The sequence below is a fragment of the Mesorhizobium sp. L-2-11 genome (assembly GCF_016756595.1).
Taxonomy (GTDB): Bacteria; Pseudomonadota; Alphaproteobacteria; order Rhizobiales; family Rhizobiaceae; genus Mesorhizobium.
On sequence record NZ_AP023257.1, the window covers coordinates 3,305,189 to 3,321,822 of the forward strand.

Sequence of the window (16,634 nt, forward strand, 5' to 3'; positions counted from 1 at the left end):
GGCCCGATAGAGGGCGAGAACATCAGGAGCGTGCGATGGACAAGGCGGCGGGCGGCTGGATCAACGGATTCGTAGGCGTGCTGATTTTCAGCGGATCGCTCCCGGCAACGCGCGTCGCAGTGATGGATTTCGATCCGGCCTTCCTGACCGTCCCCCGCGCTGCCACGGCAGGCATCCTCGGCCTCGCGCTGCTGCTCGTTTTTCGCCAGAAGCGTCCGGAGCGGCAGGATCTGTTGTCGTTGGCTATCGTGGCGCTCGGCGTCGTGGTCGGCTTTCCGCTGCTGACCGCGTTGGCGCTCAAGCACATCACCTCGGCCCATTCCATCATCTTCGTTGGCCTGTTGCCGCTGGCAACAGCGATCTTCGGCGTCATTCGCGGCGGCGATCGCCCCAAACCGGCTTTCTGGCTGTTTTCGTGCCTTGGCAGCGCCCTTGTCGCCGGTTTTGCGGTGACGCAAGGTGTGGCAGCCGCGCCGCTTGGCGACATGCTGATGCTGGCCGCAATTGTCCTGTGCGGACTGGGCTATGCGGAAGGCGCCACGTTGTCCCGCAAACTCGGCGGCTGGCAGGTGATCTCATGGGCGCTGGTGTTCTCGCTGCCGGTCATGCTCGCCCTGACGCTCATCACCATGCCGCCGTCGCTCGAAAACGTCGGCAAGGCCGCCTGGATCGGCCTGGCCTACGTCTCGCTGTTCAGCATGCTGATCGGTTTTGTGTTCTGGTATCGCGGACTGGCGCAAGGCGGCATCGCTGCCGTCGGGCAGTTGCAGCTTCTCCAGCCTTTCTTCGGCCTTGGGCTGGCGGCAATGCTGCTAAACGAGCAGGTCAGTCCTGCGATGATCGCCGTCACCGCAGCCGTCGTGCTTTCCGTGGTCGGTGCGAAGAAATGTGCGCGGTAAGGCAGGCCGTTTGAATGCAGCCGATGCGATGTTGTGTCGAGCGCGCTAGGGCCGCTCAGTCCTGGTTTTGCAGCGCTGACTGTAACCTGTCATATGTTGGCGCAAGTGTTCGCAACGCAGTGGCGGCTGCCGCGTCGTCGCCAATGACCAAGGGGTGCTGAGTCGAGCCAATGAGCCGCGCCTGTTCGGCCGCGATTCGCGAGGCTTCGGTATATCCGGCTCGCGCCAAGCAGGTCGCGGCATCTGCAACACGGCGAGCGCCAACCCGGATCGCAAAGTGGATCAGATGGCCACGCAATTCCTCATCGCAATCGTTTTCGATGAGCGTAGCGAGAGCTTCAGCGGCTGCGCCGTTTCCGAGACTGCCAGCTGGCATGTTGTGATCACCGCACATCGATAGCCACTGGATGGCGGTTGGGATCGAGGCCTTGATGGCTTCGACATCGGACACTTTCGCGAACTGACTGAAGCCAGTGCGCATCGTATAGGGCATACCGTAGTCAATCGTCTCGGCTCGCCAGGCCGCCATGAAATCCGTCAGTGGCAGAGAAGTATAGGGATAGCCCTGGGGGTCGTGCATGAGAACATGGTCCTCGACGACATCGATGACGACGACATAATGGTCTGCGCCGATCGGCCCCGTCTTGCCCGGTTGATGCGACAGGTGTCCCATCTCGATGGGACCAATCCATACCGGGCCATCCGCAAGGGAGACCCGCAAGCGGGCGAGGGCGTCTGTGGCATTGCTGCCGCTGACGGCCGAGGACGTCCAGCCAAGCGCGGTCAACGCTGCGTCAAAACCTGCCTCGGGCGTCCAGCCATAGGGGTCGAAGAACGGCAACGTGCCGCCGATCAGCTGCATCCCAAATGGGCTGCCTGTAGCGATCTCAATGACTGCCGTGGGCGGTGCATCGGCTCCGAACATCATTGCAAACGAGTTCGCGTAACAGTACGGACCAGAGCCGGTGTAGGGAACGTGCGTCATCTTGCTGTCTCTCACCAAAATTTCGGAACGAGACATATCAAAGGGGGCAAATTCACAGAAATTGTCAACCTGGAACCGGCTCTGAATCGCCCAAACTAAATGAGAGCGCCGCGCCTGAACTCGATGACTCGACAGGTGGAAATTAACGTGAAGCAGTGTGGCGTCGAACAGCAGTCTGCCCTTTAGAACTTCGTCACCACGCCGATGCCGATGCCTTCGAAGCCGCCCATCGCCATCAAGGCGGCTGGCGCCTCTTCGAGGCTGATTTTCTTGCCGACCAGCAGTTCGGGCTTCAGCTTGCCGGTGCGGATCATCTCCATCATCGCCTGGTAGCGGTAGGCTTGCATGCCGTGGCTGCCGAGGATTTCGAGCTCGAAGGCGATCACCTTGTCCATCGGGACCTGCGGCCTGGCGTGATCGCCGAGCATCAGCCCGACCTGCACATGGCGACCGCGCCGGCGCAGATTGGCAATCGAGTTGAACGAGGTCGTCGGGTGGCCGAGCGCGTCCATCGACATGTGCGCACCGCCATTGGTGATCTGCTTGACCGCCTTGACCACGTTCGGCGTCTTCGCGGCGTTGATCGTCGCCACCGCGCCGATTTTTTTGGCGAAGTCCAGCTTCTCGTCGGTCAGGTCGATGGCGATCACGGTGGCGCCCATGGCGCTGGCGATCATGATCGCCGACAGGCCGACGCCGCCGCAGCCATGCACGGCCACCCATTCGCCTGGCGTCACCCGGCCCTGGTCGACAATGGCGCGGAACGAGGTAACGAAACGGCAGCCGAGGCTGGCGGCGGTGGCGAACTCCATTTCGTCCGGCAAGCGGACCAGATTGGTGTCGGCATGGTCGATGGCGACATATTCGGCGAACGAGCCCCAGCCGGTGAAGCCGGGCTGGGTCTGGTGTTCGCAGACCTGATGGTTGCCCGAGTTGCATTCGAAGCAACGGCCGCAGCCGACGGCGAACGGCACGGTGACGCGCTCGCCGGTCTTCCAGCGGGTCACCTGGTTGCCAGCGGCCACCACAACGCCGGCAAGCTCGTGGCCCGGCACATGCGGCAGGCGGATGCCGTCGTCGTGTCCCATCCAGCCGTGCCAGTCGCTGCGGCAGAGCCCGGTCGCCTCGACCTTGATGACAACGCCGCCCGGTGCCGGCTCCGGATCGGCAACGGTCTGGATCGTCGGCACCTCACCGAATTTTTCGAAGACAACGGCTTTCATCGGCAATTCCTCATGTTTTTGTCCAACTTGCCCTACTCGGCATCGATCTGGTTCTCCGGTGCGGCCCTTTGGAAGGCCGGCAACGCCATGCAGGCGGCGCGGATGCGTGCGATCGTCGGGTAGGGCGTCAGGTCGACGCCGAAGCGGGCATTGCTGGTGACCTGTGCGGCCAGGCAGATGTCGGCCAGCCCCGGCGTGTCGCCATGGCAGAATGTCCCGGTTTCGGCTGAGGAAGCCAGAATCTTTTCAAGCGGCTGGAAACCTTCGTTCACCCAGTGCCGGAACCAGTTGGCGACGTCTTCGTCGCCGGCCCCGAACAGCGTGCGCAGCGAGGTCAGCACGCGCAGATTGTTCACCGGATGGATGTCGCAGGCGATCATCTGCGCCAGCATCCTGACGCGGGCCCGGCCAGCCGCGTCCTGCGGCAAAAGCGGCGGTTCGGGCCTGGTCTCGTCGAGAAATTCGATGATCGCCAGCGATTGGGTCAGCAACGTGCCGTCGCCGAGGATCAGTGCCGGCACCAGTCCTTGCGGATTGACCGAGAGATAGGCGGGCTCGAGATGCTCGCCGTGGCGCAGATGATGCGGCACATATTGGTAGGTCAGGCCCTTCATCTCCAGCGCGATCCGCACCCGGTAGGAGGTGGAGGAGCGGTAGTAGTTATGCAGGACGAGGTCGCTCATTCCTGCACATTCGGCCGATTTGGACGGCCGGGCAAGGGCATGATGGTCCGGAAATTGCCATCTCAGAGACCGTTTGGAAATTCTACTCTGGCGGTCATCTGATGGCGTTTTCTGCGCTTCCGGTGCTCACGGACCAGATGTCCGCTGCGCTCCGGTTCTCGAAACCATCATCATACGACTCGCCAGAGCGAATTTCGAAACAGTCTCTACGCCCTTCGGCCCGGGATGGCGATGTACTATTTGCCAATAATCTGGCCATGGTCGCTGGGCTATTCTATCCTGCCCTGAACTGAAACGAACGCCATGACCGCAGTCAACGATCGCGCCCGGTTTCTGATCATCGACGACCACCCGCTGTTTCGCGAGGCGCTGCACAGCGCCGTGCAGATGGCCTATCCGGACGTCGACACTGTCGAGGCGCGCTCGATTACCGAGGCGTTCGAGCTCCTGGCGGACGCCAAGCCATTCGATCTGGCGCTGCTCGACCTCAGCATGCCAGACGTGCATGGCTTCGACGGACTGCTGCAGCTTCGAACCCGCTATCCGCGCCTGCCGGTGGTCATCGTTTCGGGGCATGAGGAGCCCAAGATAATTTCCGAGGCGCTGTCCTACGGTGCTGCCGGTTTCATCCCGAAATCGGCGCGCAAGAGCGACCTGGCCGCCGCCATCCGCTCGGTGATGGAAGGTGCGATCTACGTGCCCGAAACCTATGAAGGCCAGCCGCCGGACGCCGACAGCACCGACCGCGCCGAGATGGTGCAGCGGCTTGCCAAACTGACGCCGCAGCAATTGCGGGTGCTGCAGATGCTGCGCCAGGGCTTGCTCAACAAGCAGATCGCCTACGAACTGCAGGTCGGCGAAACCACTGTCAAGGCGCATGTCTCCGAGATCCTGCGCAAGCTCAACGTCTACAGCCGGACGCAAGCCGTCATCGAGGTTTCGAAGCTCGACAGCGCCGAGCTGTTTCGCGGCCAGGCGGGGTTTTAGGCGCACCCGTTAGGGCGAGTAAACTTTCACTGAGAACTCACCTTTTTCCGTCCAGAGCCGCAAAGGGCCTGATAGATCGCGCATCTCCGGAGAAGATAGAGTAAACAAAATATGGATTCGAATATATTCTTTTGATCTAGATGAAATTGTACAATCGCAACTAAAACTGTCTGCGGTTTCCAAATTTGTCAGAATACCAGGAAAACTGTTTGCGCTTTCCGGAGTGGCATTTATTTGAACGTCTATTGTTTTCATTAGAAAGTGTCCTGAATTTCGACGAAGTTGGTCATAGGGACAGGATCGCGCCGAATACGCTGACAGTGATTTACGGTGACAGTGCACCATTTTTCTTTCGTCGCCTGCCTCGTTTTCCTGGTTTCACGGCCTTGCCGATTTGCTCGGCAATCCGGTCCAGAAACGCGTCATTGCCCACCGGCCGACCGATGCTCTCGGCCTTACGCAGCGCGTCGAAAGCAGCAACATCCGTGTCGAGTAAATCGAACAGCCCTGTCGACGATGGCAGCCGGTCCTTCATCGGCCTCAGATCGGTAACACCGTCGGGTTCATTCGTCTGATGCGCCCGAGCGCTTGACCAGGGCCAATCCGCCGCCTGCTTCACCAGTCCTGCGCGCACAGGGTTCAGTCCGACATAGCGCACTGCCGACAGCAGGTGATCCTCGTCCATGGCAACGGCACCGAAGCGGCCTTGCCAGAAATGCCCGGTTCTCTTTTGCCGCGCGTGGATGATCCCTGCATAGGAGCGGTGCACCTTGGCGAGCGCGCGCCGCAGGCCATCCGCATCGGCCGGCGTCAGGATCAGGTGCACATGGTTCGGCATCAGGCACCACGCCCAGATGCCAACATCGGCGAGCCGGCAATGCTCGACCAGCAGTCGCTTGTAAAGCGCATAGTCTTCGGGTGTGAAAAACACTTTGGCGCGGCCGTTGCCCCGTTGCGTCACGTGGTGCGGCATACCGGGAACGATAATGCGAGCAAGGCGAGCCATGCGGTCAATCTACACACAATGACGGTTGTGCAAACATAATAAAGTGCACTGTCACCGCAATCCCACCGCAATCCGGGAGAGCCGTTGAGGGTATTGAGAGAACCGGACGCTTACTCAAGGACCGCCTCGATCGCCAGGATGATCTTCTCGGCTTTCAGCGTCGAGAAGCTGATGCCCTTTTCAGCAAAATAGGCGGCAGCAAGCCGCACAGCTTCGCGCAACGACATGCCCACAAAGTCAGCTATATCCTCACCATCGGCGACGGGCTGCGGAACGGCGATCATCACCACCAACCCTTTCTGCTTTCGAGAGAAGTGGCCAAGCTTGTAGCCCTCAAACTCAGGCTTACTGACCGAGCCAGGCAGAATGAAAATCGGATTTATCCATGCCTTTGTACCATCGTTAGAACTCGCATCACGGACATCGGCGGCGACGTTCATTGCCTTGTTGAGCATTGAGTGGACGAGGCTGCCGCGCTGTTCTGGGCCGCCAAATTGATTTCCTATCGCTATCATTGCCCTTACATTTTCAACGCCTCGGCCTGCGCCTTCATGGCCCACAGCTCAAGGTTGAGCGGTCCCGGATTGGGAATACGGTGACAGTGCACCATTTTTTGCGCGGCCTTTCCCTCGCTGGGTCACGTGGTGCGGCATATCGGGAACGACAATGCGGGCAAGGCGAGCCATTACGGTCAATCTCTACACAATGACGGCTGTGCAAATATGATAAAGTGCACTGTCACCGTAATTTTCGAATATATCTTTTTGATCTAGTTGAAATTGTACAATCGCAACTAAAACTGTCTGCGGTCTCCAAATTTGTCAGAATACCAGGAAAACTGTTTGCGCTTTCCATAACGTTTACGGAGTGGTCATTTATTTGAACGTCTATTGTTCTCATTAGAAAGCGTCCCGAATTTCGACGAAGTTGGTCATAGGGACAGGATCGCGCCGAATGCGCTGACAGTGCACGATTTCTTGTCGCTCGGGGTCGGGAGAGCGATCAAGCCAGCAAATGCGCCAGCAGCGCGCGTAGCTGCGCTGGTTTCAGCGGCTTGCGCATCAGCTCGATGCCGGCGGCGCGGGCTGCCTTGGCGACGGTCTCCGAACCGTCGGCGGTGACGATCAGCGCCGGCACGGCGCGGCTGAGATAATCGCGGACCTCGGCGATGGTGGTGGTGCCGAGGTCGCCGCCGTCGAGATGCTGGTCGGCGATGACGATGTCCGGCACCCAGTCCGTATCGCCGAGCATCTCGAGCGCAGCATCGGTCGAGGTCGCTGGGCGCACCAGGCATTGCCAGCGCTCGAGCAGGGATGTCATCGCCTGCAGCACCTCGACATCGTTCTCGACCAGCAGCACCTTTGTGCCGAACAGACCGTAGCCGCGCGGTCGCTCCATGTCGGCGCTGCTGGCAATGGCGTCGACGCTGGCGCCGATCCCGACCGGAACGTCGATGTGGAAAATCGTGCCGTGTCCGACTTTCGACGAAAACGTCACGGGATGGCCGAGTGCGGCGGCGATGCGGCGCACGATGGCCAGGCCCAGTCCCAGCCCGGCGCCGGCAAGCCCGGCATCGGTCGGGATCGTGCCGCGGTGGAATTCCTCGAAGACCGCCTCGCGCTGGTCGTCGGGGATGCCGCAGCCGGTATCGGCGACGTCGATGCGGATTGTGTCGTCGCGATGCCTGGTGCCGACCAGCACACCGCCGGAGCGGGTGTAGCGCAGCGCGTTGGAAAGGATGTTCTGCAGGATGCGGCGCAGCAAGGTGCGGTCCGACCGCACGACGGCGTTGACCGGCCGGAATTTTAGCGTCAGGCCCTTCATTTCGGCGACCGGCAGGAAATCCGAGCGCAGCGACGAAAACAGCATCTCCAGGCTGACGTCGCCGATATCGGGCTGCACGACGCCGGCGTCGAGCTTGGAGATGTCGAGCAGGGTGCGGAGCAGATCCTCCATCGTCTCCAGCGACCGCTCGACCTGCCGGACCAGTTTCTTGCCTTCGTCGCTGGTCTGCACTTCGGCCAGCGCCGAGACGGAGAGATGCGCGGCATTCAGCGGTTGCAACACGTCGTGGCTGGCGGCGGCCAGGAACCTGGTCTTGGACAGGTTCGCCAGTTCAGCGTTTTCCTTGGCCGCGCTCAAATCGATGTTGGATTGTTCCAATCTACGCAGTGTCGAGTGCAGTTCCTCGGTGCGCGTACGCACTCGATTCTCGAGCGAAATCGCGGTCTGGAACAGCGAGAATGCGTTGCCTTGCTGATCCATCGAGCGCTCGACGCGGCTGACCAGGGCGGCGTTGATCTTCTTCAGCTTCTCCAGGTCGTTGATGTTCCTGAGCGGCATGAAACCTCCTACTCCGCCGCCTGCCGCTCTCCGAAGGCGATGCCGGTGAACGTCTGGTTCAGATGCATCGACCGGTACTGCTCGCCATAGGTGCCGAAGCCGATGACGTTGTTGACCCTGTAGAGTTCCGAAATCTCCCGGAAGACCTGGCGGTTGCGCGCATCGAGCCTGCGCAGCACGCAGTCAAAGGCGAGGATCATGTCGATGCCGCCAAGCCTTTCCTCGACGTCCCTGAAGGCGGCACGCGTCGATTCAACCATGTTCTTGGGTCGGGCGATGGACAGGACGACGCCATCGTCGATGGCGCAGAAGAACGACAGCGAGCCGTCTGCATGCATCTTCTGGATCGAGCGGCAGTAAAATTCGCCGCCGACTTTCACCACCACCGGGTGCGAAGCGAAACTCAGCGGCGTCAGCATCTGCGGGATGACGCCGACCGAGGCGGCATATTCCTCGGCGGCATTGGTGGCGTTGAATTCGCGCACGGTGCGGTGGTCGGGATCGGACGCGGTCACCACCAGCTTCTCGTCGGTGGGAACGAAATTGTCGGTCTTGAACACGTGGAAAGGAATTTCCGTGGTGATCAGCACGATGATGGCGCAGTCGCAGGCGACCTTGCCGTTCGAGATCAGCCGCGTCGTCTTGAACTTCAAATCATCGCCGGCCGACCCGCCGATCAGTGGAATATCGTCGAGCCCCCAATGGATGGCGGAGGTGACCGCTTCTTCGGCATAGGACAGCCCGTCGATGAGGCAGAGCGCGAAAGTGGTGTCGGCTCGCTCGTGCCCGACGCGGCTGCGCAACGAACGCCTCAGCGCCTCGACTTCGCCGGTGATTTCGTCCATGCTCGATGAGGACAGATTTTCGACCATGGTGCTGGCTGCCGAAAAAGCTGCGGAGGGAAGCAGCATGGCCATGACCTGGCCGTCCTCCAGGCCTTTGGGCGTAATCTCGCCGGCCGTCGAGCAGCCGGCATAGCGGAGCGCCGGCGCGTGGTTGTTCAGCGCTTCCGAAAGGGCGACTGCCTCAAGCAGGCTCTGCGAGAAAAACAGCAGGGCAAACCCAGCGTCGATGGCCGCCGCTTCCACTGCCACCGCCCGGGCGAATGCATCCGCGTCGGGTTCGTCGGTGGTGAGAACCGATAGGCCGCATGCATAGCGCGTCCGTGAACTGGCCAGCGGCTTCCTCCTCTATTTCCTCCGACGCTCTTTTTGTGCGCGGCTCTTTTTTTGTGCTCCTGGCCGCGCCGGCGTCGACGTCATTGTTGTCTTCAAGTGCTACTTTGGCAATGAGCCAACATGACGGAATTGAATTTTCTGCTGTTTTTGACGGCATCGGCGCTCAGAAACTTCAGATCCAAACCACAGCGGAAGGGAGTGATCCATGGACGCCCAGGTCAGGAAGCTATTCGAGCGATACGAGCAGCTTTCCCGGAAATCCCTCGCCGGTGATGCTGACATGGACGAAGTGACATCGGTCTATGCTTCCGCCTTCATTGCGGCGTCGCCTGCCGGCATCATGGTCGGGAAGAACGACGACCAGCTCAAGCAGGCTATGGAACAAGGCTATGCGCGCTATCGAGCGATCGGCACCAAGGAGATGCGAATACGCGATGTTCGCATTTCGCCGATTGACCGGTATCATTGCGTTGCCCACGTCGCCTGGACGTCGATCTTTGCGCGCAAAGGCCAAACTGACGTCACGATCGATTTCGACGTCCACTATCTCGTGCAGAAACTGGCCGGAGAGCCTAAAATATTTGGCTGGGTGTCAGGCGACGAGCAGGAGGTTCTCAGAAAGCACGGCATAGGCTGAAATCGGCGTGGCCAGCCTCGGCCGCTGATGGCCGCAAGGCGGCATCGCCAGGCGACCATGGTTTCGCTTCGCTCCGCCGTTTGCCTGTCTTTGCGTGACCGAAAGTACAATAGGCGGATTTTCGGCCGAACTGCATTCTCGCAATCTCGGCATCCCGCGGCACTATTTCCCGTGCGCTATGCGGTATAAGAATAGCGGACAGATGGAGGGCTCGGGCACCACCGACGCCAAAAAACGACCAAGGTAGCACCCAGGGAGGTTTCATGTCGGAGATATCGTTGACGGTGAACGGAAAGCGGGTCAGCGGCACTGCCGAAGACCGTACGCTTCTGGTTCATTTCTTGAGGGAGAATCTCGGCCTGACCGGGACGCATGTCGGCTGCGACACTTCGCAATGCGGCGCCTGTGTGATCCATGTCGACGGCAAGGCGGTAAAATCCTGCACGATGCTTGCGGTGCAAGCCTCCGGGTCGAACGTCGTGACCATCGAAGGCCTGGCGGACGGTGCCGACCTGCATCCGATGCAGGCGGCGTTCAAGGAGCACCACGGGCTGCAATGCGGTTTCTGCACGCCGGGCATGATCATGGCGGCGACCGACATGGTCAATCGCCATCCCGAAGGCCTCGACGAGGCCACGGTGCGGGCCGAGCTCGAAGGCAATATCTGCCGCTGCACCGGCTACCACAACATCGTGAAGGCGATCCTCGCCGCATCGGAGACGATGTCTTCGAAGGGCAAGGCCAGGCAAGCTGCATGAGGGCAGTAAGGGAGTAGGGCAGTAAGGCAGTAGGGGAAGTCGGCTCAAATCCCTACTGCCCTACTGCCTTACTCCCCTATTCCCCTACTTTTTCGGGAGGAATTTCTGCGATGGGCATTGAAGGTGTTGGCGCTCGTGTAGCGCGCAAGGAAGACAAGCGGTTCATTACCGGCGCCGGGCGCTATGTCGACGACATGGTGGTTCCCGGCATGAAGCATGCGGCCTTCGTGCGCAGCCCGCATGCGCATGCGCAGATCAGGAAAATCGACGTTGCGAAGGCGCAGGCCATGCCGGGCGTCATCGGCGTGCTGACCGGCAAGGAGCTCAAGGCCGACGGCATCGGCAATATCATCTGCGGCTGGATGATCCATTCCAAGGATGGCTCGCCGATGAAGATGGGGGCGTGGTCGCCGCTGGCCTTCGACAGGGTCCGCTATGTTGGCGACGCGGTGGTCGTCGTGGTCGCCGAGACCAAGGGGCAGGCGCGCGACGCGGCCGAAGCGGTCGACATCAGCTACGAGGAACTCAAGGCCGTCGTCGACGCTCCGAAGGCGCTCGAAAGGAGTGCGCCACAGATCCATCCGGAAGCCGACGGCAATCTGATTTTCGACTGGGAGCTCGGCGACAGCACGGCAACCAACGCGGCAATCAAGGCGGCTGCCCACATCACCCGCATGAAGATCGTCAACAACCGGCTGGTGCCCAACGCCATGGAGCCGCGCGCAGCGCTTGGTTACTACGACAAGGCCGAGGACCACTATACCTGCTGGACGACCTCGCAGAACCCGCATCTCGCGCGCCTGGTGATGAGCGCCTTCTACAATGTCGCGCCGGAAAACAAGCTGCGCGTCATCGCGCCGGATGTCGGCGGCGGGTTCGGTTCGAAGATCTACATCTATCCGGAAGAAATCATCTGTCTGTGGGCGTCGAAGAAGACCGGCGTGCCGGTCAAATGGGTGGCCGACCGCACCGAGAGCTTTCTCACCGACGCCCATGGCCGCGACCATGTCTCGACGGTCGAAATGGCCTTCGACAAGGACAACAGGATCACCGGGCTGAAGGTCGACACCATCGCCAATCTTGGCGCCTACATGTCGCTGTTCTCGTCCTGTGTGCCGACCTATCTCTACGCGACGCTGTTGTCGGGCCAGTACGACATTCCGGCGATCCACGCCAATGTGCGCGCCGTCTACACCAACACCGCGCCGGTCGACGCCTATCGCGGGGCAGGGCGGCCGGAGGCCACCTATCTGCTCGAACGCACCATGGAGACCGCCGCGCGCGAGTTGGGCGTGTCGCCGGCCGAACTTCGCCGAAAGAACTTCATCACGGCGTTTCCGCACCAGACACCGGTCATCATGAACTATGATGCTGGCGATTATGCCGCTTCGCTCGATGCGGCGATGAAAGCTGCCGATTATGCCGGTTTTGACCAGCGCAAGGCCGCCGCCGCCGAGAGAGGCAAGCTGCGCGGTATCGGCATGAGCTGCTATATCGAGGCCTGTGGGCTGGCGCCGTCCGCGGCGGTCGGCAGTCTTGGAGCGGGTGTCGGCCTTTGGGAAAGTGCCGAGGTGCGCGTCAACGCCGCCGGAACCATCGAGGTGCTGACCGGCTCGCATAGCCATGGCCAGGGCCATGAGACGACTTTCGCGCAACTGGTCAACCAGCGCTTCGGCGTACCGATCGATAGCGTCTCCATCGTCCACGGCGATACCGACAAGGTGCAGATGGGCATGGGCACCTACGGCTCGCGCTCGGGCGCCGTCGGCATGTCGGCTGTCGCCAAGGCGCTCGACAAGGTCGAGGCCAAGGCCAAGAAGATCGCCGCCCATCTGCTCGAGGCCGACGAGGGCGACATCGTCATCGAAAACGGCGCCTTGAAGGTCGCCGGCACCGACAAACAAGTGCCGTGGTTCCAGATGGCGCTTGCTGCCTACACCGCTCACAACCTGCCTGGCGGCATGGAGCCGGGGCTGAAGGAGACCTCATTCTACGATCCGTCGAACTTCACCTTCCCGGCCGGCTGCTATGTCTGCGAGGTCGAGATCGATCCGGACACCGGCGTGACCGAGATCGTCCAGTTCGTCGCCGCCGACGATTTTGGCAACATCATCAACCCGATGATCGTCGAAGGTCAGGTGCATGGCGGCATCGCGCAAGGCATCGGCCAGGCCTTGCTGGAAGGCACGCGCTACGATGCCAGCGGGCAGCTTCTGACAGCGAGCTACATGGACTACACCATGCCGCGCGCCGACGACCTGCCGTCGTTCGTGGTCTCGACCTCGAACACGCCGTGCCCGGGCAATCCGCTCGGCATCAAGGGCTGCGGCGAAGCCGGCGCCATCGGCTCGCCGCCGGCCGTGATCAATGCCATCACCGACGCCATCGGCATCACCGATATCGCCATGCCGGCATCGCCGTCCACGGTCTGGGCAGCGATCCGGGCGACGAAACACTGATAAGCAAATAGCGAATAGGGAGCAGCGAATAGGGAACAAAGAGCGTGCGAAGGGATGGGCCCTATTCGCTACTCACTACTCCCTATTTGCTCCTTTCCCCCGAAGGGAGAAAGACAAATGTACTCGTTCAACTACCACCGCGCCGCCTCGGTCGCCGATGCCGTCAAGCTGCTCGAGACCGGCGATGCCAAGCTTTTGTCGGGCGGCATGACGCTGATCCCGGCGATGAAGACGCGGCTTGCCGCACCGTCCGATCTGGTCGACCTTTCGCACATCGAGGAATTGAAAGGCATTGAGGTGGCGGGCTCGTCCATCACCATCCGCGCCGCCACCACGCATCACGATGTCGCCAGCGACGAGAAGCTGAAGAAGGCGTGTCCTTCGCTCGCCCATATGGCGTCGCGGATCGGCGATCCGGCGGTGCGCTACAAGGGCACAATCGGCGGTTCGATCGCCAACAACGACCCCGCCGCCGATTATCCGGCGGCACTTCTTGCCCTCGACGCTACCATCGTCACCAACAAGCGCGAGATCGCCGCCGAGGCATTCTTCACCGGCCTGTTCGAGACGGCGCTGGAGGACGGCGAGGTCGTCACCGCGGTGACCTTCACCGCGCCGACCAAGGCGGCCTATGAAAAGTTCCGCAATCCGGCATCGCGCTATGCGATCGTCGGTGTGTTCGTGGCCAGCGGTGCGGATGGAGTCCGCGTTGCCGTGACCGGGGCCGGCGACAGCGGCATCTTTCGTTCGAAGGAAATCGAGGCGGCACTTGCCACGAATTTCGACGCCGCTGCCCTCAACGGAGTGAAAGTGCCGGCGAATGATTTGATGAGCGACATCCACGCCTCGGCCGACTATCGGGCCAATCTGATCGTGGTGATGGCCAAGCGCGCAGTGGCCGCTGCCAATGCCTGAAGGAGGGGAGTAGGGCAGTAGGGCAGTATGGAACAGGATGAATTGGCTGGGTCGGCGAGCAGCGTAAACATACTGCCCTACTCCCACAAACAAGGAAGGAAGAGACGCACGAGACAAGCGGCTCGCGCTTGGCTGAACCGCAACTGGTAGAGCTCTCGCCTCAGCCGGTGATCGGCCTGAGATAGTAGCGCACCGCCTTGTTGCCGCCGTGGATCACCGCCTCGCCGACCCCGACAAAGCCGAGCGCTGCGTGAAAGGCATCCGAAGCCGGGTTGGGCGGTTCGGCATTCACCTCGCAGGTGACGATGGTCTGGCCGGCACGCAACGCATGGTCGAACAGATCCTCATAGAGCCGCCGGGCATGGCCGCGGCCACGCGCTTCTCCCGCAACGACGACGCGGTCGACATAGACGAAGCGCGGATAGCGCTCGCGGAACCACAGGAAGTTCGGGCTGTCGTAGCGGGCGTCCTGGTCGAAGGTCATGATGAAGGCTTCGAGTGCGCCGATGCGGCGGGCATAGAACGCTTCGCCGAGCAGGAAGAACAGGCGTTCCGGCTCAAGCCACGACAACTCGGTCGCGTGCTCGTTATTGAGGGCGAGGACGGCGGACTCGTTCTGCGGCGAGACTTTTTCGATCGGTAACCGTGCTTGCGTCAAATGTTTTGCTTCCTTCGGGGTCATGCTCGCGCCGCCGCAATCGTCGCCGCCACCAGCACCGCGTCGGTCACCGTGTTGCGGTACTCGCGGTCGAGATCGGTGCCACCCATGCCGACCTGCGGATTGCGGTAGCGCATGGCGCTCGGCACATCCTTGAGTGCAGCGAGATGCATTTCGGTCAGTCCGGTTCTTTCCCGCACTTCGGCGATGTTGTTTGGGTCGAGTCCGCCGCAGCCGAGGATGATGATGCGCTTCCCCGCCTGTCGGACGAGGTCCCCAACAGGGCCACGCCCTCCAAAGCGGTATCGCGCTGGCCGCTGGTCAGCACGCGGCCGACCTTGCTGCGGATCAGCGCTTCCAGCGCTTCGGCCGGATCGCGTGTCATGTCGAAGGCACGGTGGCAGGTGACGTTCAAATGCCCCGCCGCCTGCACCAGTTGGCTCATCCGCTTTTCATCGATGGTACCGTCGGCATTCAGGCAGCCGACGACGACGCCGGCCACGCCAAGCTCGCTCAGCGCGCGCACATCGGCGAGCATCGAACCGTATTCAGCGTCGCTGTAGAGAAAATCGCCGCCGCGCGGCCGCACGATGACGTGGAATGGGATCGTCGCCAGTTCGAGGGCTGCGCGCACCGTCCCAAGCGACGGCGTGATGCCGCCCTCGACGAGGCTGGCGCAGAGCTCGACCCGGTCGGCGCCGGCGGCCTGGGCGGCGAGCAGGCCATCTATGCCTTCGACGCAGATCTCGATCAGCGGCAGGCGAGGGCGTTCGGTGTCGGTCACAGGGCGATCCGTTGGTGAAATTCGAGCTGGTCCTGCCCTAGCATTGGGTCCCTTGCGGTGAAAGCTCGAACTAGTGGCTCAGCCGGTGCTTGAGCCTAAGTGGGACCAGTTCGCGAATACGCGTTGTTGCCCATCCAGACGCGACAGCGCGACGGCACATCAGATCCGCAAATTGTGGGCGTTCGCGCGCACGAAGTCGATAAAAGCCCGCAGCTTGGGCGGGACGAGGCGGCGGCTGGGATAATAGAGGTGGAGCGGTTCGTAGGTGGGACAGAAAGGCTCCAGCACCTTGATCAGCGCGCCTGAGTCGAGAAGCGGCGCAGCGAGGCCTTCGACGGCAAAGGCCAGGCCAAGCCCTTGCTCGGCGGCAGTAATGCAGAGCGGCAGTGTGTTCACGACCAGACGTGCGTCGGGCGTGAACTCGACCTGGCGTCCATCGACAACAAACTCCCAGGACGAGATGGCGCGGGTGCGGGTGAAGGCGAAGGCGATGCAACGGTGGGCGGCGAGGTCGGCGGGCCGCTTCGGCGTGCCGTTACGCGCCAGGTAGTCGGGGCTGCCCAACACGACCGTCTGCAGCGGCCCGCCCAGACGCGCGCCGATCATATCCTTGTCGAGAAGCTCGCCGATCCGCAGACCGGCATCAAAGCCCTGCGCGGCGATATCGACGAAATTGTCGTCGAAGATCAGGCTAAGCCGCACGTCCGGGTAAGCGTCCATGAACGGCTCCATCAGCGGCTCGATCAGCAGCGGCGCGGCGATCCACGGCAGGCTCAGGCGCAGCGTGCCGGCAGGGCGATCGCGGGTCTCGTGCAGTGCCGCGCCGGCCGCCCGGATCTCCTCAGCCGCTGGCCGCACGTGATCGAAATAGTGGGCGCCGGCTTCGGTCAGGCCAACGCTGCGGGTCGTGCGGTTGAGGAGCCGCACCCCGAGACGCTCCTCGAGCCCTTTGACTGCCTCGCTGAGCGAGGCCGGGGCAACGCCGAGTTCGGCGGCGGCGCGGGTGAAGCTCCTGACCTCCGCGACCTTCACGAAGGCGACGATGCCGCTGAACTGGTCGAGGCGCATTGTGAGGATATTCCAAATAGCCTTGTCGAACTATACGGGTTTTTCCGGTGA

The 16,634-nt window shown here is 61.8% G+C and carries 16 protein-coding genes and 1 pseudogene; 6 read left to right on the forward strand and 11 right to left on the reverse strand.

Annotated elements, in window-relative coordinates; translation table 11 throughout:
• The first annotated feature begins 35 nt into the window (after positions 1–35).
• Positions 36–899: a DMT family transporter gene (locus JG739_RS15785; protein WP_202367257.1), complete on the forward strand. Its 864-nt coding sequence runs from the start codon at positions 36–38 to the stop codon at positions 897–899.
• Between the two features lie 55 nt (positions 900–954).
• On the opposite strand, the gene JG739_RS15790 is transcribed toward JG739_RS15785, so the two are convergent.
• From JG739_RS15790 to maiA, 3 genes are all read right to left on the reverse strand, one after another.
• Positions 955–1,884, reverse strand: a complete 930-nt coding sequence (locus JG739_RS15790; RefSeq protein ID WP_202367487.1) for a hypothetical protein — start codon at positions 1,882–1,884, stop codon at positions 955–957.
• 182 nt (positions 1,885–2,066) lie between these two features.
• Complete coding sequence (locus tag JG739_RS15795) at positions 2,067–3,107, reverse strand: zinc-dependent alcohol dehydrogenase family protein (protein WP_202367258.1); 1,041 nt, start codon at positions 3,105–3,107, stop codon at positions 2,067–2,069.
• 32 nt (positions 3,108–3,139) lie between these two features.
• Positions 3,140–3,790, reverse strand: coding sequence for a maleylacetoacetate isomerase (maiA, locus tag JG739_RS15800; RefSeq protein WP_202367259.1), 651 nt, complete (start codon positions 3,788–3,790; stop codon positions 3,140–3,142).
• Positions 3,791–4,093: 303 nt separating this feature from the next.
• On the opposite strand from maiA, the gene JG739_RS15805 reads away from it, so the two are divergent.
• Positions 4,094–4,777: a response regulator gene (locus JG739_RS15805; protein ID WP_023803603.1), complete on the forward strand. Its 684-nt coding sequence runs from the start codon at positions 4,094–4,096 to the stop codon at positions 4,775–4,777.
• Positions 4,778–5,102: 325 nt separating this feature from the next.
• On the opposite strand, the gene JG739_RS15810 is transcribed toward JG739_RS15805, so the two are convergent.
• The 4 genes from JG739_RS15810 to JG739_RS15825 all read right to left on the reverse strand — a co-directional run bounded on the left by JG739_RS15810 (position 5,103) and on the right by JG739_RS15825 (position 9,214).
• Entirely contained in the window at positions 5,103–5,783 is a 681-nt protein-coding gene (locus JG739_RS15810; protein ID WP_202367260.1) for a transposase, read from the reverse strand.
• A gap of 110 nt (positions 5,784–5,893) precedes the next feature.
• A complete protein-coding gene (locus JG739_RS15815; protein WP_202367261.1) occupies positions 5,894–6,298 on the reverse strand; it encodes a hypothetical protein in 405 nt (134 codons plus the stop codon).
• A 487-nt stretch (positions 6,299–6,785) separates the two neighbouring features.
• On the reverse strand, positions 6,786–8,126 hold the full coding sequence (locus JG739_RS15820) for an ATP-binding response regulator (RefSeq protein ID WP_202367262.1): 1,341 nt from the start codon (positions 8,124–8,126) through the stop codon (positions 6,786–6,788).
• A gap of 8 nt (positions 8,127–8,134) precedes the next feature.
• On the reverse strand, positions 8,135–9,214 hold the full coding sequence (locus JG739_RS15825) for an FIST N-terminal domain-containing protein (RefSeq protein ID WP_446720554.1): 1,080 nt from the start codon (positions 9,212–9,214) through the stop codon (positions 8,135–8,137).
• A gap of 295 nt (positions 9,215–9,509) precedes the next feature.
• Here JG739_RS15825 and JG739_RS15830 point away from each other — a divergent pair, with 295 nt between their 5' ends.
• The 4 genes from JG739_RS15830 (at position 9,510) to JG739_RS15845 (ending at position 14,073) form a co-directional block, all read left to right on the forward strand.
• A complete protein-coding gene (locus tag JG739_RS15830; RefSeq protein WP_202367263.1) occupies positions 9,510–9,941 on the forward strand; it encodes a nuclear transport factor 2 family protein in 432 nt (143 codons plus the stop codon).
• A gap of 263 nt (positions 9,942–10,204) precedes the next feature.
• Positions 10,205–10,699 carry a (2Fe-2S)-binding protein gene (locus tag JG739_RS15835; RefSeq protein WP_202367264.1) on the forward strand — a complete coding sequence of 165 codons (495 nt, stop codon included), beginning with the start codon at positions 10,205–10,207 and terminating at the stop codon, positions 10,697–10,699.
• Between the two features lie 110 nt (positions 10,700–10,809).
• On the forward strand, positions 10,810–13,158 hold the full coding sequence (locus JG739_RS15840; RefSeq protein WP_202367265.1) for a xanthine dehydrogenase family protein molybdopterin-binding subunit: 2,349 nt from the start codon (positions 10,810–10,812) through the stop codon (positions 13,156–13,158).
• A 117-nt stretch (positions 13,159–13,275) separates the two neighbouring features.
• On the forward strand, positions 13,276–14,073 hold the full coding sequence (locus JG739_RS15845; protein WP_202367266.1) for an FAD binding domain-containing protein: 798 nt from the start codon (positions 13,276–13,278) through the stop codon (positions 14,071–14,073).
• Between the two features lie 160 nt (positions 14,074–14,233).
• On the opposite strand, the gene JG739_RS15850 is transcribed toward JG739_RS15845, so the two are convergent.
• The 4 genes and pseudogenes from JG739_RS15850 to JG739_RS15860 form a co-directional block, all read right to left on the reverse strand.
• Positions 14,234–14,755, reverse strand: coding sequence for a GNAT family N-acetyltransferase (locus JG739_RS15850; protein WP_202367267.1), 522 nt, complete (start codon positions 14,753–14,755; stop codon positions 14,234–14,236).
• Positions 14,752–14,904: a hypothetical protein gene (locus JG739_RS35370; RefSeq protein ID WP_244749908.1), complete on the reverse strand. Its 153-nt coding sequence runs from the start codon at positions 14,902–14,904 to the stop codon at positions 14,752–14,754. Before JG739_RS35370 ends, JG739_RS15850 begins: the two co-directional genes overlap by 4 nt.
• A 45-nt stretch (positions 14,905–14,949) precedes the next feature.
• Positions 14,950–15,515, reverse strand: a pseudogene (locus JG739_RS15855) (copper homeostasis protein CutC); the annotation flags it as partial.
• Between the two features lie 159 nt (positions 15,516–15,674).
• A complete protein-coding gene (locus tag JG739_RS15860) occupies positions 15,675–16,583 on the reverse strand; it encodes a LysR family transcriptional regulator (protein ID WP_202367268.1) in 909 nt (302 codons plus the stop codon).
• Between the last annotated feature and the right edge of the window lie 51 nt (positions 16,584–16,634).

Coding starts and splice junctions, on each gene's coding strand:
- JG739_RS15820 (WP_202367262.1), bottom strand. CDS start 8,126: ATGCCGCTCAGGAACATCAACGACCTGGAGAAGCTGAAGAAGATCAAC.
- JG739_RS15845 (WP_202367266.1), top strand. CDS start 13,276: ATGTACTCGTTCAACTACCACCGCGCCGCCTCGGTCGCCGATGCCGTC.
- JG739_RS15810 (WP_202367260.1), bottom strand. CDS start 5,783: ATGGCTCGCCTTGCTCGCATTATCGTTCCCGGTATGCCGCACCACGTG.
- JG739_RS15815 (WP_202367261.1), bottom strand. CDS start 6,298: ATGATAGCGATAGGAAATCAATTTGGCGGCCCAGAACAGCGCGGCAGC.
- JG739_RS15850 (WP_202367267.1), bottom strand. CDS start 14,755: ATGACCCCGAAGGAAGCAAAACATTTGACGCAAGCACGGTTACCGATC.
- JG739_RS15785 (WP_202367257.1), top strand. CDS start 36: ATGGACAAGGCGGCGGGCGGCTGGATCAACGGATTCGTAGGCGTGCTG.
- JG739_RS15790 (WP_202367487.1), bottom strand. CDS start 1,884: ATGACGCACGTTCCCTACACCGGCTCTGGTCCGTACTGTTACGCGAAC.
- JG739_RS15835 (WP_202367264.1), top strand. CDS start 10,205: ATGTCGGAGATATCGTTGACGGTGAACGGAAAGCGGGTCAGCGGCACT.
- JG739_RS15840 (WP_202367265.1), top strand. CDS start 10,810: ATGGGCATTGAAGGTGTTGGCGCTCGTGTAGCGCGCAAGGAAGACAAG.
- JG739_RS15805 (WP_023803603.1), top strand. CDS start 4,094: ATGACCGCAGTCAACGATCGCGCCCGGTTTCTGATCATCGACGACCAC.
- JG739_RS35370 (WP_244749908.1), bottom strand. CDS start 14,904: ATGCATCTCGCTGCACTCAAGGATGTGCCGAGCGCCATGCGCTACCGC.
- maiA (WP_202367259.1), bottom strand. CDS start 3,790: ATGAGCGACCTCGTCCTGCATAACTACTACCGCTCCTCCACCTCCTAC.
- JG739_RS15830 (WP_202367263.1), top strand. CDS start 9,510: ATGGACGCCCAGGTCAGGAAGCTATTCGAGCGATACGAGCAGCTTTCC.
- JG739_RS15795 (WP_202367258.1), bottom strand. CDS start 3,107: ATGAAAGCCGTTGTCTTCGAAAAATTCGGTGAGGTGCCGACGATCCAG.
- JG739_RS15860 (WP_202367268.1), bottom strand. CDS start 16,583: ATGCGCCTCGACCAGTTCAGCGGCATCGTCGCCTTCGTGAAGGTCGCG.